Annotated in this window: 15 protein-coding genes; 12 read left to right on the plus strand and 3 right to left on the minus strand. The window is 65.2% G+C overall.

Features of this window, described 5'->3' with window-relative positions:
* The first annotated feature begins 3 nt into the window (after positions 1-3).
* The 12 genes from tssC (at position 4) to AAW51_RS27995 (ending at position 18,087) form a co-directional block, all read left to right on the plus strand.
* A complete protein-coding gene (gene tssC, locus AAW51_RS09345) occupies positions 4-1,500 on the plus strand; it encodes a type VI secretion system contractile sheath large subunit (RefSeq protein ID WP_047194397.1) in 1,497 nt (498 codons plus the stop codon).
* Between the two features lie 43 nt (positions 1,501-1,543).
* Positions 1,544-2,083 carry an Hcp family type VI secretion system effector gene (locus tag AAW51_RS09350; RefSeq protein ID WP_047194398.1) on the plus strand — a complete coding sequence of 180 codons (540 nt, stop codon included), beginning with the start codon at positions 1,544-1,546 and terminating at the stop codon, positions 2,081-2,083.
* Between the two features lie 124 nt (positions 2,084-2,207).
* Complete coding sequence (tssE, locus tag AAW51_RS09355) at positions 2,208-2,699, plus strand: type VI secretion system baseplate subunit TssE (protein WP_047194399.1); 492 nt, start codon at positions 2,208-2,210, stop codon at positions 2,697-2,699.
* Positions 2,700-2,709: 10 nt separating this feature from the next.
* The gene (gene tssF, locus AAW51_RS09360) at positions 2,710-4,569 is read left to right on the plus strand and encodes a type VI secretion system baseplate subunit TssF (RefSeq protein WP_047194400.1); all 1,860 of its coding nucleotides are present in this window, start codon (positions 2,710-2,712) and stop codon (positions 4,567-4,569) included.
* Positions 4,533-5,807, plus strand: a complete 1,275-nt coding sequence (tssG, locus tag AAW51_RS09365) for a type VI secretion system baseplate subunit TssG (protein ID WP_047194401.1) — start codon at positions 4,533-4,535, stop codon at positions 5,805-5,807. Before tssF ends, tssG begins: the two co-directional genes overlap by 37 nt.
* 49 nt (positions 5,808-5,856) lie before the next feature.
* Positions 5,857-8,604 (plus strand): type VI secretion system ATPase TssH, encoded by a 2,748-nt coding sequence (tssH, locus tag AAW51_RS09370; RefSeq protein WP_047194402.1) that lies wholly within the window; start codon positions 5,857-5,859, stop codon positions 8,602-8,604.
* Between the two features lie 77 nt (positions 8,605-8,681).
* Positions 8,682-11,528, plus strand: a complete 2,847-nt coding sequence (locus AAW51_RS09375) for a type VI secretion system Vgr family protein (protein WP_047194403.1) — start codon at positions 8,682-8,684, stop codon at positions 11,526-11,528.
* A 54-nt stretch (positions 11,529-11,582) separates the two neighbouring features.
* Complete coding sequence (locus tag AAW51_RS09380; RefSeq protein ID WP_157359694.1) at positions 11,583-12,740, plus strand: hypothetical protein; 1,158 nt, start codon at positions 11,583-11,585, stop codon at positions 12,738-12,740.
* A gap of 13 nt (positions 12,741-12,753) precedes the next feature.
* Positions 12,754-15,768: a T6SS effector BTH_I2691 family protein gene (locus tag AAW51_RS09385; protein ID WP_047194405.1), complete on the plus strand. Its 3,015-nt coding sequence runs from the start codon at positions 12,754-12,756 to the stop codon at positions 15,766-15,768.
* Entirely contained in the window at positions 15,765-16,802 is a 1,038-nt protein-coding gene (locus AAW51_RS09390; protein ID WP_157359698.1) for a DUF6708 domain-containing protein, read from the plus strand. Before AAW51_RS09385 ends, AAW51_RS09390 begins: the two co-directional genes overlap by 4 nt.
* 589 nt (positions 16,803-17,391) lie before the next feature.
* On the plus strand, positions 17,392-17,700 hold the full coding sequence (locus AAW51_RS09395; protein ID WP_047194407.1) for a type II toxin-antitoxin system Phd/YefM family antitoxin: 309 nt from the start codon (positions 17,392-17,394) through the stop codon (positions 17,698-17,700).
* 6 nt (positions 17,701-17,706) lie between these two features.
* Positions 17,707-18,087, plus strand: a complete 381-nt coding sequence (locus tag AAW51_RS27995) for a type II toxin-antitoxin system RelE/ParE family toxin (protein WP_053013446.1) — start codon at positions 17,707-17,709, stop codon at positions 18,085-18,087.
* Positions 18,088-18,313: 226 nt separating this feature from the next.
* Here AAW51_RS27995 and AAW51_RS09405 read toward each other — a convergent pair whose 3' ends face one another.
* The 3 genes from AAW51_RS09405 to nirB form a co-directional block, all read right to left on the minus strand.
* Positions 18,314-19,126, minus strand: a complete 813-nt coding sequence (locus AAW51_RS09405) for a formate/nitrite transporter family protein (RefSeq protein ID WP_047194408.1) — start codon at positions 19,124-19,126, stop codon at positions 18,314-18,316.
* 90 nt (positions 19,127-19,216) lie between these two features.
* Complete coding sequence (nirD, locus tag AAW51_RS09410) at positions 19,217-19,558, minus strand: nitrite reductase small subunit NirD (RefSeq protein ID WP_047194409.1); 342 nt, start codon at positions 19,556-19,558, stop codon at positions 19,217-19,219.
* A gap of 52 nt (positions 19,559-19,610) precedes the next feature.
* Positions 19,611-22,148, minus strand: a complete 2,538-nt coding sequence (nirB, locus tag AAW51_RS09415) for a nitrite reductase large subunit NirB (protein WP_047194410.1) — start codon at positions 22,146-22,148, stop codon at positions 19,611-19,613.
* Between the last annotated feature and the right edge of the window lie 341 nt (positions 22,149-22,489).

The following is a 22,489-nucleotide window of genomic DNA, read 5'->3' on the forward strand; positions in this document are numbered from 1 at the left end:
GCCATGAGCAGCGGTCAAGTCGCAGCGCAACAGGCAGCAGCGGCCAACGTCGTCGAAGGCGAACGCAGCCTGCTCGACGACATCGTCGGCCAGAGCAAGGTGGCCAAGTCGGCCACCGAGCATGCCCGGGCGAAAGACATCATTGCCGAGCTGGTGCGTGAAGTGCTGCAAGGCACCGTGGTGGTGTCCGACAACCTGTCGGCCACCATCGACGCCCGCGTCGCCGAGCTCGATGCCCTGATCTCCGAGCAGCTCAGCGAGGTGATGCACGCGCCGCAGTTCCAGAAGCTGGAATCGTCGTGGCGCGGCCTGCACTATCTGTGCAAGCACACCTCCACCAGCTCCATGATGAAGATCAAGGTGCTGAACGCGACCAAGAAAGAACTGGTCAAAGACTTCAACACCTCGATCGACTTCGACCAGAGCACGCTGTTCAAGAAGGTCTACGAAGAAGAGTTCGGCACCTTCGGCGGCTCGCCTTTCGGTGCGCTGATCGGCGACTACGACATCAGCCGTCAGCCCGAAGACATGTACTTCGTCGAGCAGATGTCGCACGTCGCGGCCGCGGCGCATGCGCCCTTCATCTCGGCGGCGTCGCCCGAGCTGTTCGGCCTCGAGTCGTACACCGAGTTGGGCAAGCCGCGTGATTTGTCCAAGGTGTTCGACACGGTCGAATACGCCAAGTGGAAGTCGTTCCGCGAGAGCGAAGATTCGCGCTATGTCGGCCTGACGCTGCCGCGCTTCCTCGGCCGCCTGCCGTACAACCCCAAAGACGGCACCACCGTCGAGGGCTTCAACTTCGTCGAAGACGTCGACGGCAGCGACCACAGCAGCTACCTGTGGGTCAACACCGCCTACGCGATGGGCGCTCGTTTGACTGCGGCGTTCGAGAACTACGGCTGGTGCGCGGCGATCCGCGGCGTCGAAGGCGGCGGTTTGGTCGAAGACCTGCCGACGCACACCTTCAAGACCGACGACGGCGAAGTGGCGCTCAAGTGCCCGACCGAGATCTCGATCACCGACCGCCGCGAAAAAGAACTCAGCGACCTCGGCTTCATCCCGCTGGTGCACTGCAAGAACACCGACTACGCGGCCTTCTTCGGTGCCCAGTCCACCCAGAAGCCGAAGAAGTACGACCTGGCATCGGCCAACGCCAATGCCTCGTTGTCGGCGCAGCTGCAGTACATGTTCGCCGTTTGCCGCATCGCCCACTACATGAAGGCGATGATGCGCGACAAGATCGGCAGCTTCGCATCGGCCGCCAACGTCGAGAGTTTCCTCAATCGCTGGATCTCCCAGTACGTCACGTCCGACGACGCTGCATCGCAGGAGACCAAGGCGCAGTTCCCGCTGCGGGAAGCCTCGGTCCAGGTTTCCGAGGTACCTGGTCGTCCGGGTGTCTACCGGGCGGTCTCGTTCGTTCGTCCGCATTTCCAGCTGGACGAGCTTTCTGTCTCCCTGCGCCTCGTGGCAGAACTGCCGAGTGGCAGCAAGGGTTGACGTTCCCCCCTAACCAACTATCCACAGCGGAGGTTTATCGAGTATGGCAAAAGACATTTACGTCGAGTTCAAGGGTAGCGACATCAAGGGTGACTCGCGCGACACCAAGCACAAGGAAACCGTTGAGGTTTACTCGTGGAGCCATGTGGTTCGCCAGCCCAAGTCCTCGACGTCTTCCACCGCCGGCGGCCACACGGCTGAGCGTTGCGAACACGGCGAAATGGTGTTCACGAAGGACATCGACGGTTCCACGCCCAAGCTGCTGCAGGCTTGCTCGGCCGGTACCGTGGTCAACGACGTGATCATCTATTTCTACCGCGCCCATGGCGGCAAGAACAACGTCGGCAGCCCGTCCGATTCGCAAAACCGTCACCAGTACCTGAAGGTCGAGCTGAAGAACGTCATCGTCGCGTCCGTCGCGCCGACCGTCTCCGGCGAAGGCATCCCGGCCGAGACCTTCACGCTGAAGTACTCCGCCGTGCGCTGGACGTACGACGAGCTGAACATCGGCGGCGACAAGTCCGGCAAGGTGAACATCACCGGCGCCTGGGACCTGGCCAAGAACGTGCCCAACTTCAGCTGATCCAGCTGGCCTGACACGGCGAGAAGGCGGACTCGTCCGCCTTTTTTTTCTTCAGCCCGCCGCGTCGATGTTGTCCTCCTTGTCTGTTGGTTCCGATCCCTTCCGCCACGCCGCCACCCGCGCCATGTCTCGCTACAACCCGAGCCTGATCGAAAAACTGCTGGACGACGAGCCCGACGTCGCGTCCGAGTACGCCGTCGTGCAGATGTCGATCGAGCAGATGAAAGACAGCGTGGCCCGCGACGTGGAGGCCTTGCTGAACACGCGTTGTGGCCTCGGGGCCGACGTGTTGCAGGACTATGCGCACGCCAAGTCGTCCATCCTGTCGTTCGGCATGATCGACTTCGCCGGCCTGAGCCTGGCCAGCCCGCGCGACCGTGAGCTGATCTGCGAGTCGATCGAGACAGCGATCCGGGCGCACGAGCCGCGTTTGCGCGATGCCCGCGTGTCGCTCGAGCTCCAGGAGGCGTCGCTGCACAAGCTGCATTTCTCGATCCAGGCCTTGCTGGTGGTCGACCTGGCGCGTGAGCCGGTGAGCTTCGACGCCTTGCTGACGCCGACCACCCAGCAGTATTCGGTGCGCCGCGCACGCCGCAGCAGCGCCACCACGGCGTGAGGGGCACGAGATGGAAGAACTGCTGCCCCACTACGAGCGCGAACTGGCGTTTCTGAGAAGCCACGCCAAAGACTTCGCGCAACGCTATCCCAAGATCGCCGGCCGGCTGATGATGGCCGGCGACGTCTCCGAAGACCCGCACGTCGAGCGTTTGATCGAGTCGTTCGCGCTGCTCGCGGCTCGCGTGCACAAGCGCCTCGACGACGACTTCCCGCTGTTCACCGAGACGCTGCTCGAGGTGCTTTATCCGCACTACCTGCGGCCGTTCCCGTCCTGCTCGATCGCGCAGTTCAACCTCGGCACCAGCGCCGGCCAGATGAGCAACGGTGCGCGCGTTGAGCGCCACTCGCTGCTGACCACGCGGCCGGTGCGCGGCGTCGCGTGCAAGTTCCGCACCGCCTACGACGTCGACCTGCTGCCGCTGCGGCTGTCGAGCGCCAGCTTCCGCATGGCGGTGGCCGCGCCCGAAGGCACGCGGCTGCCGCCCAAGGCGACTTCGGTGCTGTCGCTGCAGCTCGAGCTGTTGTCGCCGCAGTTCAGCTTCGATGCCCTGATCGGCAAGAGCTTGCGCATTTATCTCGACGGCGAAGCCTCGCAGGTCAGCGTGCTGCGCGAAACCTTGTGCGCGCGAGTGGCCGGCATGATGGTGCAAAGCACGCCTTACGGCCCCTGGAGCGGGCCGTACCGTCAGCCGATCACGCTGGCCGGTTTTGGCGACGACGAGGCGTTGATCGACTTCGATGCCCGTTCGCACCAGGCCTATCGCCTGCTGACCGAGTTCTTCGCCTTTCCCGAGAAGTTCAATTTCGTCGACATCCCGCTGCCGAAGGCCCTCGGGGCGGTGGGCAATGCCCGTTCGCTGACGCTGCACCTGATGCTGTCCGGCGTGCGGGCCGATTCCGACGAGGCGCGGCTGCTGGAAACCATCGGCGCGCAGAACTTCCAGCTCGGCTGCACGCCGGTGGTCAATCTGTTCGGGCAGAACGCCGACCCGATCCGCGTCACCCACACCAGCGCCAGCTACCCCTTGCTGACCGACAGCCGCCGCGCCTACGCCTATGAGGTGTCGGCGGTGAAGAAGGTGTTTCGGGTGCAGCAGACGCCGCAGGGCGAGACGGTCGAGGAGTTCCGGCCCTTCTATTCGCTGCGGCACGACGAGCTGGCCCGGGACGATGGCAACGGCAGCATCGGCGGGCGCTACTGGTACACCCACCGTGATGCGGTGGTGGCCGAACACAGCCCCGGCTACGAGCTGGAACTGTCCATCGTCGACGTTGATTTCGACCCCGCCTCGCCGCAGACCGACACCTTGTCCATCGAGGTGATGGCCACCAACCGCGACCTGCCGACCCTGCTGTCGGTCGGCAACCCCGGCGGCGACCTGTTCCTCGAAGGCGGCAGCGTGGCGCGCGAGATCCGGCTGCTGCGCAAGCCCACCGCGCCGCATCGCTTCGAGCGGGGCCGTGGTGCGCTGTGGCGTCTGATCTCGCATCTGTCGCTGAACCATCTGTCGTTGAGCGCCGGCGGTGTCGACGCGCTCAAAGAGATGCTGCGCCTGTACGACCTGCCGCGCAGTGCCGTGAACCAGCGCCAGATCGACGGTGTGGTGGCGGTCGATTACCGCTCGGCCACCGCGTGGCTGCAAGGCAACCCATTCGCGACCTTCGTGCGCGGCACGGAAGTGCGTCTGACGGTCGACGAAGACAGCTTCGTCGGCACCGGGCTGCGCTTGTTTGCCACCGTGCTCGACCATTTCTTCGGTTTGTACGTGCATGCCAACAGCTTCACCCAGCTGACGCTGGTGTCGGTCCGCACGCAGGAAGAGATTTTCAAATGCCCGCCCCGCAACGGCGACCTGCTGTTGGTGTGATCGATCGGCTGCTGGCCGATCCCCACCGCTTTCAGTTCTTCCAGGCCGTCCGGCTGCTGGAGCGCTGGTCTGCGAAGACCTATCCGCAGCCCCAGGCTTCCGGCGCGCCGCTGCAGATCGTGTTCCGCAACTCGATCTCGCTGTCGTTCCCGGCCAGCGAGATCGAACGCCTGGACGTGCAGCGCCGTGAGGCGGACGTGTCGTACACCGACACCGGTCGCCTGAGCAGCCCAACCGCCGGTAGCAACACCGGCTCGGGCGGCACGGGAGCGACCGCTGATGATCTGGCCGTCGACAACGGTGGCCACAGTCGCCACGCGGCAGCGATTGGCGACGCCCAAGCCGCCACGGCGGCAGGGGAGGGTGGCGGCACGCAAGGGCATAAGGCCCCCCGCCCAGGCCGTATCGAACGCATCGAAATCACGCCCGCCTTCATGGGCTTGCTCGGCAGCAACGGCAGCCTGCCGCTCTATTACACCGAGACGCTGGCCCGGCGTGAGCTGTTCCAGAAAGACAAGGCGGCGCGCGCCTTCCTCGACGTGTTTCAGCACCGCGCGGTCTCGTTGTTCTACCAGGCCTGGAAGAAACACCGGCTCGGTGTGCAATACGAAGCCGACCGGCGCAACCGCTTCCTGCCCGCGGTGCTGTCCATTGCCGGCCTGGGCCAGTCGGCGCTGCGCGAGCGGATGGACGACGACGGTGTGCACGACGAGTCGCTCGCCTTCTTCGCCAGCACGCTGCAGCACCGCCCCATCTCCGCAGGGCAGATGCAGCAGGTGCTGTCGTCGTATTTCAAGGTGCCGGCCCAGATCGACCAGTTCGTCGGCCGCTGGTACACGCTGCCGCCCGCCGGCACCACGCAGCTCGGCACGCTGAACGGCGTGCTGGGGCAGAGCGCGGTGATGGGCGAACGCGTCTGGCAGCGCGATTTGCGTTTGCGGGTCGTGCTCGGCCCGCTCGAGCGCGCCCGCTTCCAACGCTTTCTGCCCGGCCAGGGCGGTGCCAAGGCACTCGAAAAGCTGTTGACCCTGATGACCGGCGTCTGCCTCGAATACGAAGTGCGGCTGCAGTTGCGCAAGGAAGACGTGCAGGGCGTGACGCTGAGCAGCCCGCGCGCGGGCGCCGACGCGGCATCAGCCCCTGCGCAAGGCCGGCTCGGCTGGGACTCCTTCTTGCAGACCCGGCCCTCCGGCCGCCACCGCGACGACGTCGCCTACGAAATCCACGCGTCGGCCTGAGGCACTGCCCACGCTGCCGACCTCCTCCGATCAAGCTTTCTTCGATCTCATGTCCACGCATCTCAAGACACTGATCTCCAAGCTCAACCCCACGACGCGGCGTGCTGCCGAGCGGGCGGCCAATCTCTGCATGTCGCGGGGGCACTACGAGGTGGACCTGGAGCATTTGTTTCTGGCCCTGCTCGAAGATCCGCGCTCCGACTTCGCGCTGCTGTGCCGTCGTTTCGAAGTGTCGTCCACGCAGCTGCAGAGCGACCTCGAGCGCGAGCTGGCGCAGTTCAAGACCGGCAACACCCGCACGCCGGTGTTCTCGGCCCATCTGCCGGTGCTGTTCGAGCACGGCTGGCTGATCGCGTCGCTCGACTCGCACACCGCCCGGGTGCGCAGCGGCCACTTGCTGCTGGGCCTGTTGACCGAGCCCAGCCTGAGCCAGATCGCCTTGCGCGGCTCCAAGCTGTTCTCGAAGTTCCTGCCCGAGGACCTGAAGCACCGTTTGGCCGAGCTGACGCAGGGCTCCGAAGAAGCGGCCGAGGTCACCAGCGTGGCGCCGGCCGCCGACGCCGGCGGCGAGCCGGGCGAGTCGCCCGTTGCCACGTCCGGCGGCGCCGGCAAGACCCCTGCGCTCGACCAGTTCACCACCAACCTGACCCAGCGCGCCCGCGACGGCAAGGTCGACCCGGTGATCGGCCGCGACGCCGAGATCCGCCAGATGATCGACATCCTGATGCGGCGGCGCCAGAACAACCCCATCATCACCGGCGAGCCGGGGGTGGGCAAGACCGCGGTGGTCGAAGGCCTGGCGCTGCGCATTGCGCAAGACGACGTGCCGCCGCCGCTCAAGGGCGTGGCGCTGCACGTGCTCGACATGGGCCTGTTGCAGGCCGGCGCGTCGGTCAAGGGTGAGTTCGAAAGCCGCTTGAAGAACGTCATCGACGAGGTCAAGCGCAGCCCGCACCCCATCATCCTGTTCATCGACGAAGCCCACACGATGATCGGCGCGGGCGGCCAGGCGGGCCAGAACGACGCGGCCAACCTGCTCAAGCCGGCCCTGGCGCGCGGTGAGCTCCGCACCATTGCCGCCACCACCTGGGGCGAGTACAAGAAGTACTTCGAGAAAGATGCGGCGCTCGCGCGGCGCTTCCAGGTCGTCAAGGTCGACGAGCCGACCGAGCCGGTCGCCGCGGCAATGCTGCGCGCGATGGGCCCGCTGATGGAGCGCCACTTCAACGTGCGCATCTTCGAAGAGGCGATCACCGAGGCGGTGCGTTTGTCGCATCGCTACATCAGCGGCCGCCAGCTGCCGGACAAGGCCATCAGCGTGCTCGACACGGCCTGCGCCAAGGTGGCGCTCGGCCAGAACTCGACGCCGGCTGCCATCGAAGACGCGCGCCGCCAGCTTGAGCAGCTGGCGCTCGAGACCAGCGCGCTCGAACGCGAAGCCGCGCTGGGCCAGGTGCATCCGCAACGCCTCGAAGAGCTGCGCGTGAAACGCGAAGCCGTGCAGGCCCAGCTGACTGCCGACGAAGCGCGCTGGGAGCAAGAAAAAGCGCTGGTGCTAGAGATCCAGCAGCTGCGCGCCGAACTGGAGCAAGCCAAGCCGCAGCCCGCAGCGGCCGACGTCGCAGCAGGCGCGAGCGCTGAAGCCAACGCCGCCGAGGCCAAGGCCGAGCCCAAGCCCAAGAAGAAGGCTGCCGCGCCCGCTTCGACCGTACCGCCGGCCCTGCAAGCCAAGCTCGACCAGCTGGCCGCGCTGCAAGGCGAAACCCCGCTGGTGCCGATGCAGGTGGACGCCCACGTGGTGGCCGAGATCGTCGCGGCCTGGACCGGCATTCCGCTCGGCAAGATGGTGAAGGACGAGATCAAGACCGTGCTGCGTTTGCAGCCCGCGCTGGAAGAGCGCGTGATCGGCCAGTCGCACGCCTTGCAGGCGGTGGCGCAGCGGGTGCGCACCGCACGCGCGCAGCTCGAGGACCCGAACAAGCCCAAGGGCGTGTTTTTGTTCGTCGGCCCGAGCGGCGTGGGCAAGACCGAGACGGCGCTGGCGCTGGCCGACATCCTCTACGGCGGCGAGCGCAACATCATCACGATCAACATGAGCGAGTACCAGGAGGCCCACACCGTGTCGGCGCTCAAGGGCTCGCCCCCCGGCTACGTGGGGTACGGCGAAGGCGGCGTGCTGACCGAGGCGGTGCGGCGCAAGCCCTACAGCGTGGTGCTGCTCGACGAAATCGAAAAAGCCCACCCCGATGTGCTGGAGCTGTTCTTCCAGGTGTTCGACAAGGGCGTGATGGACGATGCCGAAGGCCGCGAGATCGACTTCCGCAACAGCATCATCATCCTGACGTCCAACGTCGGCTCGTCCTCGATCATGCAGGCCTGCTTGAACAAGCCGGCCGAGGAGATCCCCGACGCCGACGCGCTGGCCGAGATGCTGCGCCCGCAGCTCTACAAGGCCTTCAAGCCGGCCTTTTTGGGCCGCATGAAGGTGGTGCCGTACTACCCGCTGTCGGACGACATGCTCGAGCGCATCATCCGCCTCAAGCTCGACCGCATCGCGCAGCGTGTGGCGGTCAACCACAAGGCGCGTTTCGAGTACGACGATGCGCTGGTCGAGGCGGTGCTGGCGCGCTGCACCGAGGTGGACACCGGCGCCCGCAACGTCGACCACATCCTCAACGGCACCTTGCTGCCCGAGGTGGCCGAGACGGTGCTGGCGCGCATGGCCGAAGGCTCGGCGCTGGCCAAGATCAAGGTCACGGCCGGCAAGGACGGCCAGTTCAAGTACCGGGTGACGTGACCGACTGACATCGCCTGCGGGCGGCGACGCACGCTGTAGGGAGGCTGCATGAACCATCACAACAACAGGGCCCTGGCATGACCGATCTGTCTTCGATGCTGGCCGCCGCACAGGCGGTGCTGGCCGGCTACACCCAGCACGACCGCTTGCTCAAGCTGCACACGCGGCTCGGCCCCAACGTGCTGCTCGCCGAACGCGTGTGCATCACCGAAGGCATCGGGCCGAGCGGGCCCGATGTGGGTTACCGGCTCGAACTGACCGCCCTCAGCGCCGACACCCACCTCGAGCTGAAACAGCTGCTCGGGCAGCCCGTGCTGCTGGAGCTGCTGACCCAGGCCAGCCGCCACGACCTGCGCCCCTTCCACGGCCATGTGACGGCGTTTTCGCTGTTGGGCTCCGACGGCGGCCTGGCGCGTTACCGGCTCGAAGTGCAGCCCTGGCTGGCGTTTTTGGCCCACCGCCACGACAGCCGCAGCTTCCAGGGCAAGACGGTGATGGAGATCGTCGAACAGGTGTTCGCCGGCTACCAGCAAGGGCACGCCGCATTGGCCCCGGCCTGGCGCTGGGAGCTGGCCGACCGGGCGGTGTATCCGCAGCGTTCGCTCTGCATCCAGTATCAGGAAAGCGACCTCGCGTTCGTCGAACGTTTGCTGCGCGAAGAAGGGCTGTACTGCTGGTTCGAGCACCAGGGCGACGCCCGCTCGCAGACGCTGGGCCAGCACACGCTGGTGATCGCCGACCACCACCATGCCTTCAAGCCCAACCCTCAGCCGCACGTGCGTTACACCCAGCCCGGGGCCACGCTGAAGGAAGACAGCCTGCGCAGCTGGAGCAGCGAGCGCCGCGTGCAGACGCAAACCGTGTCGCTGGCGAGCTGGGACTACCGTAGCACGCAGCTGCGGCCGGTGAGCGCGGCGGCGGTGGAGGCAGTGGGTGGCATTGCCGCCGAGTGCACCGATGTGCCGGGCGTTTATGCCTATGAAGACACGGCCCAGGGCCAGCGCCTTGCGCAGCGCCAGCAGGAAGCGCTGGACGCGCGCGCCCGGTTGTACCGGGGCAGCGGCACGGTGCGCACCTTCAGCCCCGGCAGCACCTTCACGCTGCGCGATCACCCGCACCACGACGGCGGCGACCAAGACCGTTTTGTGCTGCTGCGCGTGGTGCACCGCGCGCGCAACAACGTCGCGGCCGACCACAAGGCGCAACTCGAACAAGTCCTCGGCGCCTTGCCGGGCAGCGAGAGCACGCCTGCCGGCGGCAACGACAGCGACGAACCCTTGTACAGCGCCGAGGTGATCGCGCTGCGTGCCGACGTGCCGGTGCGCGCGCCGGCGCTCGACCTCGTCTACGACGACCAGGCCGGGCTGCGCAGCGTGGTGCAGCACCGGCGCCCGCTGGTGCACGGCACGCAGACGGCAATCGTCGTGGGCCTGGGGGCACCCGTGCACACCGACCGCGACCACCGCATCAAGGTGCAGTTCCACTGGCAGCGCGGCGCCAACGGCAGCCACCGGCTGCAGGCCGAGGGCGGCGACGACAACGCGCCGGCGTCGGACGCCAGCGGCACCTGGGTGCGCGTCGCGACGCCGTTGGCGGGCGCGAACTGGGGCACGGTGTTCACGCCGCGGCTGGGCCAGGAAGTGCTGGTGAGTTTTCTGGACGGGGACATCGACCGGCCGGTGGTCATCGGCAGCCTCTACAACGGCCGTGGGCAAGACAACGCACAGGGCAACCAGGTGAGCGGCGGCGCCGCGGGCGCGACCGGCAATGCGCCGGCGTGGTTCCCTGGCAGCCAGGCCGCTGGCCGGCACCAGGGCCACCAACATCCCGCGGTGATGGCGGGCTTCAAGACCCAGGAACTGGCGGCCAGCCAGAGCGGGGCAGGGGGCTACAACCAGCTGGTGTTCGACGACAGCCCGGGCCAGGGCCGGCTGCAACTTGCGAGCACGCAGCACCGCAGTCAGCTCAACCTGGGCCACGCCGTGCACCAGGTCGACAACCAGCGGCTGGACCCGCGCGGCCACGGCAGCGAACTGATCACCGAAGCGAGCGGCGCCCTGCGCGCCGGCAGCGGCCTGCTGATCAGCGCCGAGCTGCGCGGGGCTGGTTCCACCGGTGCCACGCAGCAGCTGGACACGCGTGAGGCTGAACAACAGCTGCAGCAAAGCGCCGAGCTGACGACGTCGCTGGCCGACACTGCGCAGAAGCACAAGGTGCAACTCAAGGACGAGCCGGCGCCGAAGGACCAGCCGGTGCCGATGGCGCAGCAGGCCTTGCGGGAGAGTTTGGAGACGACCGATCAGCGCGGTGACGCGGGCAGCGGCAACCAGCCGATTGGCGGTGGCGCCGGGACGGTGAAGGCCTGGGGCCGTCCTGAACTGGTGGTGAGCGCGCCGGCCGGCATCGGCCTGTACAGCCCCGCGAACACAATCTTCAGCGCCGGCAACACGGCCAGCTGGGTGGCGGGGCAGGACATCACGCACAACGCGCAACGCAACCATGCGGTGGCGGTGAAGGGCGGGATCAGCTGGTTCACGTACGGCAAAGCCACCAACGCGAACAAGCCCAACCAGGAAACTGGCATTGCGTTGCACGCGGCGAGCGGCAGCGTGAGCACGCAAAGCCAGAGTGCGGCGACCAAGCTGACGGCGGACAAGGCGGTGGAGGTCAGCAGCACGCAGGCGTCGATTCAGATGGGGGCGCCGAAGCACATTCTGCTGACAGCGGGTGGCTCGTCGATCCGGATCGAAGGCGGGGATATCACGCTGACGACGCCGGGGGCGGCGCGGTTCAAGGGGAGTATGAAGGAGTTGACGGGGCCGGCTAGTGCGAGCAGTCAGCTTGAACTCCCGCCCGTGAGCAAGCTGGCGGAGTGCCCGACTGCCCTCGCCGATGCCGCCGCGGCCGGTGCGAGTGCGATTTGACGGGGCGCCATGTATCCCTTGGCTCCGAACCCATCACCAGCGGCTGGCTCGGCGTTGACCGATCCCGCGCGCGGCCAGCCGTCGACGAGAACGGGTGACCGCGTGGCCGGCCAGACCGACATGAGTTCGAACGACGCGAACGGCGCGACGTTGGTAACTGCCGGCGGAAAACAGGCCATCCACCCGCATTCCTTGCAAGAGTTGCAAGCGGTGCTGGATCCGATGGCGCAAGTCTTCGTATTGGTCGACCCCCTGGTGAGCGAACCTTTTGCGCTCGAGGAACCGGGGACGCTGGCCGGGCTACAAGCGCAACGGGAAGCCTTCTGGCAACGTCCCTTGACCCGCATCGAACTCCCAGGCCGGGTGGCCTTGCCTGTTCATCACCATCCGTATCTGGTCGAACTCCAAGGCCGGACGGATCCGCTGTTGGCTGAGACCTTTGAACGGGCCCAGGCAGATCGCGTCCGCGCGCGGGCTGATGGGCTTGATGGCGTCGGGATGTCGGCACAGCCAATTGGCGGCTGGCTGCAATGCAGCCTGTATGGCGAACAGTTGGCCCAGGTGCTGCTTCCCTTGCTGCAGGTCAACACCGAAGCGCGCACCGATGCCAAGTACCTGCGGTTGACCGATCGGCGTGTGCTAGCACTGCTGCGCAGTGTGGTGGGCGATGCTCGCATCGAGTGCTGCTTCGGCGCTCTGCAAGCGTGGGCGTCACTTGACGTACACGGACACATCACCGTGCTGCGCAGCCACGGGGCTATCGCCGAGAATCAGACTCCTCCCCGGCTTCGTTTGAGCCGTGAAGAATGGCTGCAGATGATGCAAGGCGCATCGTTGCACCGCATTCTGGACATGAGCCTGGGGGCACTCGAACAACAGGCCGGCCTGGCCTCGCGACTAGAGGCGGCACCGCGATATTCGGCGGCGCTCACCCATCGGCCGGGAGCCGAGCTTTTTGGGCCAGCCCAGGCCGCTCTAGCCTGTGCGAACGAGGCTGCTCAGCGGTGGCCCCATCGTTTCACGGGCCCCCAAGACTTCATCGTGTGGGGCGCTCTGAGTTTGCTGCACCGCTCGCTGCGGAGCGTCAAAGGCGTCCCACCGTCCGTCGATGAGCTGATGCGGGACCAGGGCACGCCGGACGAGCCGGCCGAGCCTTTGCGCTACCAGCATGCTGAAGTGAGTCGACGAGCGCGCGATTCAGCGCACGATTAACCTTGCACCGCCCATGACGAGCAAATCTGCCAAGTGTGAAACCTGCAACAAGAGTGCGTTGTCCCTGCTCTTGCTCCGCCCCAGCCCGTTGGCCAAAGACGCCCGCTTGAGTCCCCCGGACGCCGGCAGGCTGCAAAGCGACGAGGCGGCTATGGCCAACCTGTTGCCCGAGAGACGTCCCTCCGAGAGCCGCTTTGCGCTGCGGCTGTTGCGCCGTGGCTATGTGTACGTCTACATCGCCAGTCCGCCTCCGGGTGTGAAGAACTGGCTGGTGTATCGCGTCACCGATCAAGCCGACTTGTTGCCGGAGGGCCATTCCCTGTTCGTGCCGCGGAAGGCCGACGCGACGTGCTCCACCGCCGGGCACAACACGACGGGGATGAAGTTGCTGAGTCTGCCGCGCGCGCACCTGCTGAGCGACCTGTGGATGGCCTACAGCGGGAATCTCTGGAGTGATGCCCTGAAGGCCAGAAACGCGGCGAACCCCAACGCGATGCAGTATGTCTCGCTCGACGGCTGTTCGCCCAACACGTTCAAGCCCACGGTGGATAAGCTCAAGGGCACGGTCCTCGAGTGCGCGCTCACCAGCGGCGGGTTCGGCGGGCCTCAAGAGCATGACTTCCCGTTCAACAGCGTGGCTTCCGAAGTGGATCGCCTGGTGCAAAACCTGCAGCGGGCGGCCGAGTGCCACCCGAAGACCAAAGGCAAAGAGCTGGCGGTGGTGCTGCGCGACCCGGTGGGGGTTGCGGCGGAATTGAATGCGCTGCGCATGCGACGCCAGGATCTGGCGAAACAGGAACTGCTCAAGCCCGAGATCGCTCACCCGCTCAACAGCTCGAACACCTTGCTGGGCTTGGAGAAACTTGTCGGCGATGTGCGGGCGGTCAACAACCTGGCCCCTTTGGTGACCAAGGGCACCTATGAAAGTCTCAAGCGCCAGGGGGGGCCCCGCATACAGCAGGCCACCTGGGAGCCGATCGCCTCTACGCCGGGATGCCCACCGGCGAGCTCCAGCCTGGGCCGGTTGTGGTACCCAGGCCGGAAGGAAAAACTAGCCGAGCAGTCTGCCGCCTTCGGCAAGATCGCCTGGAAGCAGGTCCGAGACGAGTTCAACGAAACGAGCCGCTCCGACTGGATGAAGAAGTTCGATGCGGACATGAAGACGGCGCACTATCAGCCGCTCGAGCGCTTCGAACTCGACTGGCTGGCGGCAGCGCGGGACGGCCGCACCCAGATGTATTTTGCGCTGCACTTCGACGACAGCGATCCGAACGACCCCAAGCAATTGCATTCGCCCGGCTTGCGCTACGCGGAGGAAAGCGGGCTGATTCATCAACCGCAGCCGTTGACCACCGGCGCGGCGCTCAAAGAGTATTTGGCGCTCTACGACCAGCCGATCGTCGACCCCAAGGCCGTTCCTTTGCGCGCCCTGATGGGTAATCAGGGCGAAGTCGTGGCGACTGTGCACAAGGAGTTGCTGGGCGACCCCAACGCAGAAGTAGAAGGCGGGATGCGGGACAAGACAGTCGACCTCATCAAGGGGCTGCTGTCGGACGTCGCGGGTGAGCACTTCAAGACCCGCTACTCCTGGCTGACCAATGCGCTGTGCGGTCTGGCACTTGGCAGCGTCAACAGCTACAGCGCTGCTGTGAGCGCGGCCGTTTCCACGGCGGGGCTCGGCGCAGTCAAGCCAGTGGTAAAGGCAGGGAGCAAGGCCTGGGCGACCCGTGTGTGGGAGCTGGCGGCCTGGAGCCGAGGCCTCAACCATGCGCTGCAGGCCTCGCTGGGCAGCACGCTCAAGATCCCCGTGTTGCTGTTTCAGCACGTGTCGCTGGAGAAGGCGGCCCAGTTGCTGGGGCACCCGAACCGGGTGGGCGTGGGGGGCGGCACGGTGCTCGCCTTGCTGACGGACACCGAGGAAATCAGGGCGGCTGGCGGCGATCTGGACACCTTGTTCAAGAACGCGCCGCAGGGACAACTGTCGACCGGCGTCGACGCGACACAGCGGATCGGTCACTTGAAAAACGGCACGGTGCTCGCGTCGGGCGACGCCCTGAAGAAGGCCTACGCCGAGAAAGGCGCGCTGTTCGACCGGCTCTATGCGGAACAATCCGCAAGGACTCGAGCGTTGCCGGGTAGCTTTCGCCAGACCATTGGGGCGGCGGGCGGGTCAATGCTGTCCATAGATGCGCGACTGGCGCTCGCAGGCGTGATCGTGCAGGTCATCGGCTTGATGCATGGCCTTGCTGCGGTGGAGACCGCACAAAAGGCCGTGGTCAAAGCGGCTGCAGGCGCCGACCGGGCCAAGGCGGAGGACACCCTGAACATGGCTCGCTTGGGCCTGTACGACAGCATGGCCGGACTGATCGGCGGGCTGATGGACACCGCTCGTATCGGCGGCGAGGCAATGAGTTTGTCGCGTCAGGCGGCGGGAAAGGGTGTGGCCCTGCCTCGCAACATCCCGATCAATGCGTTGCGGTTTGGGATACAGGTGGTGGGAGTGTTCGGTGGGGCGCTGAACGCGTATGTGTCCGCAGTTAAAGCAGGGGAGGCGAGGGCTGAGGGCAACTACGTGAAACAGATGCTCTATCTCGGCGCTGCTGGAGCGTTCTTTGGTACTTTAGGCACGTCAAGCGCTTTAGCTGCTGGCGTGGCCGCGGAATTTATCATCGCGCGTCAAATCGGCGCCGCGGGTATGCAGGCCGTAGCCGAACGCGTAGCTGTGCGCGTTGGCACGGGTGTAGTGGCCGAAGCTGCGGCGGCCGCAGGGGCAGTGACTTTCGCAGGCACGGTTGCCACGGTGGGCGTCGTGCTGCTCGGGATCGGTCTTCTGTGCCAGGTGGGAGCTGCTGTGATCGAGCCGTCTGCGCTTGAAAAATGGGCGAGCAAGACCTACTTCGGTAAGGGACGAGAGAAGTATCCCCAGCCTGATTGGACAGCCGAGCACAACGGGTTGCTCGAAGCTCTGGGCATGGCGGCCAAGCCGAAGGAAGCCCAGGCTGAGGCTGCGCAACAATGTGCAGCATGAAACTCCAGCAACACGGCGAACACGTCAAGCCCGCCTACCGACCTCAGCCTGGACAAACGCTGAGCACCGCCGGTGAAAGTACCGATGAGGCAAGGCCTGGCGGACAACTGTCAGGACTGGTCCGGCGCTTTCCCAAGACCGAGCGGGCCACCGAAGACGTTACCACGCTGAACTGGGTCAAGTCCGTTTATGGACAAGCGCTTGAGTACACCGGCATCGATCGCAGCACGCGCGGTGGCATTTTGCTTTGGGGTGTTATCGGCGCAGCGGGTGGAGTGTTTGCAGCATGGACCCTCGCAGGTATGCCTGGGCAGTACCCTTGGAACCCAAACTGGATCGACTATCTAATGGCCTTTCCAATGGGAGTTTTTTTCCTTCTCAGCGGTTTGGCATTTTTCGTGTGGACCGCCCGAGCGGAGCTCTTTAGACCCAACGACGAACCCATCATCTTCGACCGCCAGCGTCGCAAGGTGTACCGTGTGATGCAGGAGGTCCAGCCAGGCTGGCGAGGCATCTTCAAGCCCTGGCCCTTCGTGGCTACCAGCTACGAGTGGGACCTGATCGATGCCGAGCACCATGCCATCGTGGGCAGCACAGGCAGCGGCGTGACGCGTTATCACGCGTTGGTGATGGTGGTCCGCAAAAGCGTCGACGATGCCAACATCATCAGCAGCTTCAACGTGGGTCAGGCGGTGACGATGACCGAACGCACCGTCCCGATGGTGTGGGAGCACATCCGCCGTTATATGGAAGAAGACGGCCCGCCGCTGCCAGAAGGTGAAACCCTAGGCCGCACCGCACCGCCACAAGGCTGGTGGCAAAGCATGGCCGCAGTAGGATGTTTTGGCCCCGACTATTTCAAGTGGTGGCGCAACTTCCCGATCTACACCTTGCTGTTCCATGTGCTCTTCCCGGTGTTCGTGCCGCTGAATCTGCTGTGGGGCACCTGCAACTGGCTGAGTTTCAAGACGGCCGTGCCAGTGAATTGGCCGCGGGAAGTGCTAGAGACAGTCGGGCCACCGCTAGCAGTTTGAGGCGAGGTCTCAGCATCAACAAAGGTCGCTGGGAGATTGGGAAGTGGTTCGCGAAGCTGGTTGCGGCGGTATGGATCTTCGTCATGGTCGTAATTTCCGTTTTTTATTGGATTCGGCCGCTGCCAGATCCCACGTACATCGAATGCATGCTGTGGATGGGGCTAGCGACGGGGGGTTATTGTCGTTCCTTGCGGGTTCCTTGCATACCGCTCCAGTATTGAGGACGGGTTGTACGCAGAACGTATAATGAAAGTTCTTGGTTTCAAGAATCCGAAGGTTGTCAACCTGCTGCCGTTTTCTATCGCCGAAACGACTTTGAAGGATTGGTACCCCAGCGGGGAGTATCAGACCTACCTCTTGCGAGAGGCCCTGCGAGCATATGGTTCGTTGAGCAAAAAGCCGCCTGCTTGATTCACTGACCTCGGTGAGCGCGCTTGAAGCCATGGTCGCGTACTTGAAAGAATCCGCGGCCAGGTGCATGGCTGACTGGGAGAGCTTACAAGGCGAGGTACATGGAGGCGCAACGCTCAAGGATCAAAAGCTCCTTTACAATAAATATCAATTAGCCCAACTGTTAAAGGAGAGCCCCATGCCCGTGCGCGCCACCGACGTTGTGCCGATCAGCGAAGCGCCGGCCCGCCTCACGGAGCTGGCCGAGGACGTAGTGGGCCGGGGGACCGAAAAGGTGTTGACGAAGAACGGCGCCAGCTACGTCGCACTGGTCGATGCTCGCAAGCTGGACTACTACCATGCCCTCGAAGCCGAGCACGCCGGGCTGCTCCTGGTCCAAGCCGCTCTCGAGGGGCTGGAAGATGCCGCCGCAGGCAAGGTCCTGGATGAAGCAGAACTCGACCGTGCACTGACAGCCCTGCCGCCACAGATCGACAAGAACGCCTAAGCCGGCATGACATTGCCAGCCAATGCGCGCATCCAAGCTGCGCAATCGTTTGTTCGCAGCGTCCGCACCGTTCTCGAGTTCTTGCACCGCCAGGATGGTGTCAGTGCCGTCCGGCGATACGCCGTATTGCTGGCTCAGCTGAACGAAGCGCGCGAACTCCTGCGAGGGAACCCTGCAGCCGGGCGCCCCGCTCGCTTCCTGCAGGCGCACTCAGTGCAGGGCCGGGTCCTGGCGGAACGGGCTGCGGCCTTTGCGGCGGCACACGGAGTGCCGCATCTTCGGGAGCTGGTCCTCAAGCCGTATGTGCTGCTCTACGCGCACGGCGACGACCTTGTTCTGCTATTGGCGCTGAAACACGAACGCCAGTTGGTCTTCGACCTCGCCTAGGCGAACGTATGGATCAATGGGCGCCGTCATAGACGGGGCAGCGGTCCTCGACGCGTTGATGCAGAAGCGCCGGAGGCAGGCGCGTTCGTCTTGTCGGCGCCCGGCTTGGGCACCGCCTCCAACCTCTAATCGCCATGCAGCGCGCGGTGGGTCAGCATCTCAGCCCTTCTGCGCGCCGCCCCACAGCAGCGACACCCCGCGGCGGGGCGGCGCTGTTGTGTCTCCTTCAGGCAATCACCCGCTTCGGCGCCGTCCGCACGTGCGTCGCATACAGCGTCAACCCCGTGAACGACAACCCACCCACCAGATTCCCCAGCACCGTCGGAATCTCATTCCAGATCAAATAATCCATAAACGAGAACTTCGCACCCGTCAGCAGCCCGAACGGGAACAAAAACATGTTCACCACCGAGTGCTCAAACGTCATGTAGAAGAACACCATGACCGGCATCCACATCGCCAGCACCTTGCCGCCCACGGTGGTGGAGATCATCGCGCCGACCACACCGGTCGACACCATCCAGTTGCACAGCATGCCGCGGATGAAGAGCGTGAGCATGCCGGCGGCGCCGTAGTGCGCATACCCCAGCGTGCGCGACTCGCCGATCACCGAGATGGCGGCCCCCACCTTGCCCGGGTCGGTGTTGAACCCGAAGGTGAAGACCGTCGCCATCAGCACGGCCACCGTGAAGGCCCCGGCGAAGTTGCCGATGAACACCAGGCCCCAGTTCCTGAGCACCCCGCCCACCGTGACGCCGGGCCGCTTGTCGATCAGCGCCAGCGGCGCCAGCACGAACACACCGGTCAGCAGGTCGAAGCCCAGCAGGTACAGCATGCAAAAACCGACCGGGAACAGCAGGGCGCCGAGCAACGGCTGGCCGGTCTGCACGTTGATCGTCACGGCGAACACGGCCGCCAGCGCCAGGATGGCGCCGGCCATGTAGGCGCGGATCAGCGTGTCGCGCGTCGCCATGTAGACCTTGGATTCGCCGGCGTCGACCATCTTGGTGACGAATTCTGAAGGGACGAGGTAAGCCACGGAGTTGTCTCTCTCAGGGATGATGATGTTGTGTAAAACGGGTGCGGCGAGCAGCAGTATCAGTAGTAGTCGCAGTCGCCGCAGGCGGCCTCAGACCGCCACCAGCACGGTGTCGTTCTCGATCCGCACCGGGTAGGCCGTCACGGAGTTCTCCGGCGCTTCCAAACATTCGCCGCTTTGCAAGTCGAAGTGGTGCTTGTAGATCGGCGACGCGACCACGACACGTTCACCCAGCGTGCCCACCAGCCCGCGCGACAGCACGCTCGCCTTGGCATTCGGGTCGAAGTTGTCGATCGCGTAGACCTCTTCGCGGCCCTTGATGCGGAACACCGCCACCTGCCGTTGGTTCACCAAGGCGCACACGCCGGTGTCGGGCAGGATGTCGGCGATGGAGCAGACGGGTCTCCATTGGGGGGCGTCATTGCGGTTCATGGTGTCGCTCTTCCTTCTTTACTTCAATTTCTCTCAAACTCAAACTGGAAACTCAAACGGCTTGCTCGGCGAGATCGCGTGCTGCTTCGGCGCGCTCGTCGGGCGCCGCCGGCCGGATCTGGCCGCGCTCCTCGACGAAGATCACATGCGGGTCAGGCTGGTCGCTGTTGACGAACTGGCGGAAGCGCTTGCGCACCTCGGGCTGGGTGATCGCGGTCTTCCATTCGCAGGCGTAGGTGTCGACCACGTGCTGCATCTCGGCTTCCAGCTCGGCGGCCAGGCCCAGCTTGTCGTCGACGACGACTTCCTTGAGGTAGTCCAGCCCACCTTCGAGGTTTTCACGCCAGACGCTGGTGCGCTGCAGACGGTCTGCGGTGCGCACATAAAACATCAGGAAGCGGTCGATGTAGGCGATCAACTGCTCTTTGCTGAGGTCGGAGGCGAGCAACTCGGCGTGGCGCGGTTTCATGCCGCCGTTGCCGCAGACATACAGGTTCCAGCCCTTGTCGGTGGCGATTACGCCGACGTCCTTGCCCTGGGCTTCCGCACATTCGCGGGTGCAGCCCGACACGCCGAACTTGATCTTGTGCGGCGCGCGCAAGCCCTTGTAGCGGTTCTCGAGTTCGATCGCGAGGCCGACACTGTCGCCCACGCCGTAACGGCACCAGGTGGACCCGACGCACGACTTCACGGTGCGCAGCGACTTGCCATACGCGTGGCCCGACTCGAAGCCGGCGGCAATCAACTCCTCCCAGATCGACGGCAGTTGCTCCACGCGCGCACCGAACAGGTCGACACGCTGGCCGCCGGTGATCTTGGTGTACAGGCCGTACTTCTTGGCCACTTGCGCCACCGCCATCAGGCCGTCGGGCGTCACCTCGCCGCCGGGCATGCGCGGCACCACCGAGTAGGTGCCGTCTTTCTGGATATTGCCCAGGAAGTAGTCGTTGGAGTCCTGCAGGCGGGCGTGGTCCTGATTCAGGATGAAGTCATTCCAGCACGAGGCGAAGATGCTGGCGGCCACCGGCTTGCAGATGTCGCAGCCCAGGCCCTTGCCATGGCGGCCCAGCAGGTCGTCGAAGCTGCGGATGCCTTCCACCTTGATCATGTGGAACAGCTCCTGGCGCGAATAGGCGAAGTGTTCGCACAGGTGGTTGTTCACCGCCAGCCCGCGCTTTTTCATCTCCACCTTCATGATCTGCGTCACCAGCGGCACGCAGCCGCCGCACGAGGTGCCGGCCTTTGTGCAGCTCTTGAGGTCGCCGATGGCCGTCACGCCGTTGCCCACGGCCTCACAGATCTGGCCTTTTGAGACGTTGTTGCAGGAGCAGATCTGGGCCGACGCCGGCAAGGCGTCGGGGCCCAGCCCGGGCTTGGCCTTGCCGTCGCTCTGGGGCAGGATGAGGAATTCGGGCGACTCGGGCAGGTCGATGCTGTTCAGCATCATCTGCAGCAGCTCGCCGTATTCGGTGGCGTCGCCCACCAGCACGGCGCCCAGCAGCTTCTTGCCGCATTCCGAGACGACGATCTTCTTGTAGACCTGCTTGCGCTCGTCGGTGAACTGGAACGAGCGGCTGCCGGGCGTCGCGCCCATCGCGTCGCCCACGCTCGCCACGTCCACGCCCATCAGCTTGAGCTTGGTGCTCATGTCGGCGCCCTGGAACTGCGCCGGCTGCTGGCCGGCCAGGTGGCGCGCCGCCACCCGGGCCATGTCGTAGCCGGGCGCCACCAAGCCGAACACCAGCCCGTTCCAAAGGGCACATTCGCCGATGGCGTAGATATCCGGGTCGCTGGTCAGGCAGTGGTCGTCGATGGCGATCCCGCCGCGCGGGCCAACCGTCAGGCCGGCCTGGCGCGCCAACTCGTCGCGCGGGCGGATGCCGGCGGAAAACACCAGCATGTCGGTTTCCAGGTGCGAGCCGTCGGCAAACACCAGGCGATGTCGCGCCTGCTCGCCGTCGACGATCTCGAGCGTGTTCTTCTGTGTGTGCACCTGCACGCCGAGGTCTTCGATCTTCCGGCGCAGCATGGCGCCGCCCGCGGCGTCGACCTGCAGCGCCATCAACCGGGGCGAGAACTCGACCACATGCGTTTGCAGCCGCATGTCGCGCAGCGCCTTGGCGCACTCCAGCCCCAGCAGGCCGCCGCCGATCACGACGCCGCTCTTGGAGCGAGCGCCGCACTCGAGCATCGCTTCGAGGTCTTCGATCGTGCGGTACACAAAACAGTCCGGCCGGTCTTTGCCGGGCACGGGCGGCACGAACGGGTAGGAGCCGGTGGCGATCACCAACTTGTCGTAAGGCAGGGTCTCGCCGCTGCTGGCCTTCACGGTCTTGCCCGCCCGGTCGATCGCCACCGCGCGGGCGTTGAGCTTGAGCACCAGGTTGTGACGGTCGAAGAAACCGGGTTGCACCAGCGACAGGTCGTCCGCCGATTTGCCCGAGAAGAACTCCGACAGGTGCACACGGTCGTAGGCCGGGCGAGGCTCCTCACAGAGCACGGTGATTTGCGCACCCTGCGGTTCGGCGTCGAACAGGCTCTCGAGAAACTTGTGGCCCACCATACCGTGGCCGATGACGACGATCTTCATGGATTGACTTGGTCCTAAATTGGGCAAACCGGGACGTCTCGCTTTGTCAGGCACAGCAGCAGCACACTCACGGCGCAGCCCTACGTGAGGACAGGCACCGCAGGGCGGGTGAGAGCCTGGGGCGAGGGACCCTGCAGGATCAGCATCAGTGCACGTCGCTATGCAGGCGCTGCACTACGGCGTGCAGCGTGACGCTGGTCAGTGGCACGCAAGGCGCCTGGGTCGAACGGGACTCTTAGCGCAAGGTCTGTGCCAGCGGAGTTGGTGCGTCGTTGTCCGTTCCAGTGCGGTCGCCAGCGCAAAAGTGCCGTGGCAAGCACTCCCATGGGGCGCAAGTGGTG

The sequence above is a fragment of the Caldimonas brevitalea genome (assembly GCF_001017435.1).
GTDB lineage: Bacteria > Pseudomonadota > Gammaproteobacteria > Burkholderiales > Burkholderiaceae_C > Caldimonas > Caldimonas brevitalea.

Bases quoted from the DNA above. Each gene is read 5' to 3' on its own strand.
- tssF (WP_047194400.1), top strand. From the start codon at position 2,710: ATGGAAGAACTGCTGCCCCACTACGAGCGCGAACTGGCGTTTCTGAGA.
- tssC (WP_047194397.1), top strand. From the start codon at position 4: ATGAGCAGCGGTCAAGTCGCAGCGCAACAGGCAGCAGCGGCCAACGTC.
- nirD (WP_047194409.1), bottom strand. From the start codon at position 19,558: ATGAACCGCAATGACGCCCCCCAATGGAGACCCGTCTGCTCCATCGCC.
- nirB (WP_047194410.1), bottom strand. From the start codon at position 22,148: ATGAAGATCGTCGTCATCGGCCACGGTATGGTGGGCCACAAGTTTCTC.
- tssG (WP_047194401.1), top strand. From the start codon at position 4,533: ATGCCCGCCCCGCAACGGCGACCTGCTGTTGGTGTGATCGATCGGCTG.
- AAW51_RS09375 (WP_047194403.1), top strand. From the start codon at position 8,682: ATGACCGATCTGTCTTCGATGCTGGCCGCCGCACAGGCGGTGCTGGCC.
- AAW51_RS27995 (WP_053013446.1), top strand. From the start codon at position 17,707: ATGACATTGCCAGCCAATGCGCGCATCCAAGCTGCGCAATCGTTTGTT.
- AAW51_RS09350 (WP_047194398.1), top strand. From the start codon at position 1,544: ATGGCAAAAGACATTTACGTCGAGTTCAAGGGTAGCGACATCAAGGGT.
- AAW51_RS09395 (WP_047194407.1), top strand. From the start codon at position 17,392: ATGCCCGTGCGCGCCACCGACGTTGTGCCGATCAGCGAAGCGCCGGCC.
- AAW51_RS09385 (WP_047194405.1), top strand. From the start codon at position 12,754: ATGACGAGCAAATCTGCCAAGTGTGAAACCTGCAACAAGAGTGCGTTG.
- AAW51_RS09390 (WP_157359698.1), top strand. From the start codon at position 15,765: ATGAAACTCCAGCAACACGGCGAACACGTCAAGCCCGCCTACCGACCT.
- tssE (WP_047194399.1), top strand. From the start codon at position 2,208: ATGTCTCGCTACAACCCGAGCCTGATCGAAAAACTGCTGGACGACGAG.
- tssH (WP_047194402.1), top strand. From the start codon at position 5,857: ATGTCCACGCATCTCAAGACACTGATCTCCAAGCTCAACCCCACGACG.